This is a genomic window from Vibrio sp. 2134-1 (assembly GCF_033339495.1).
Window position 1 is genome coordinate 1 of record NZ_JAWOUS010000410.1, and the last position, 707, is coordinate 707.

Annotated in this window: 1 protein-coding gene; it reads left to right on the plus strand. The window is 47.4% G+C overall.

Going from position 1 to position 707, the window contains the following annotated elements:
- On the plus strand, positions 1 to 707 hold a 707-nt coding region (locus R7R78_RS26305), incomplete at both ends, for a DNA/RNA non-specific endonuclease (RefSeq protein WP_225474634.1).

The window sequence follows — 707 nt, forward strand, 5'->3', positions numbered from 1 at the left end:
ACTCTTATCCTTCCCTACTCTTGCTGAAACTTGTGGTCAACACCTTGATAAAGGCATACCTTCAAGCAACAGCGATCAGTTCCTTTGCCGAGATGGCTATGCGGTTGGGTACAACTACAACACCAAAAATGCAGACTGGGTTGCTTACCACATTACCGCGGAAAGCGTGAACATCACCAACAAACGCAGTAACGCCTTCCAAGAAGACACTGAAATGCCGGATTACGCACGCTCTACCCTAGCGGACTACAAAGGCTCAGGATACGACAGAGGGCACCTTGCGCCGTCAGCGACAATGGATTTCACCCAAGAGTCAATGAAGCAAAGCTTTTTGATGAGCAACATGTCGCCTCAACTGCCGGGGTTTAACCGCGTTGGTTGGCGCGTTCTAGAGGAACATGTTCGTGATCTCGCCAATGAGTACAATGAGCTTTATGTGGTGACCGGACCGATTTACCAAGGTAACGAAGGAACAATCGGTAATGGCGTGGTGATCCCGAGCGCATTTTACAAAGTCATTCTTGATCCAAGCTTTGATGAAGCCATTGCGTTCATTGTCCCGCATCGTGATGTTTCAAGCTCTGAGTTAGCCAACTTTATTACCACCATTGACGAAGTTGAACGTCAAACTGGATTAGACTTTTTTGCTCAAACGCCAGATAGCATCGAAGACAACATGGAATCAGTAAAATGGGAAGAGATGTGGC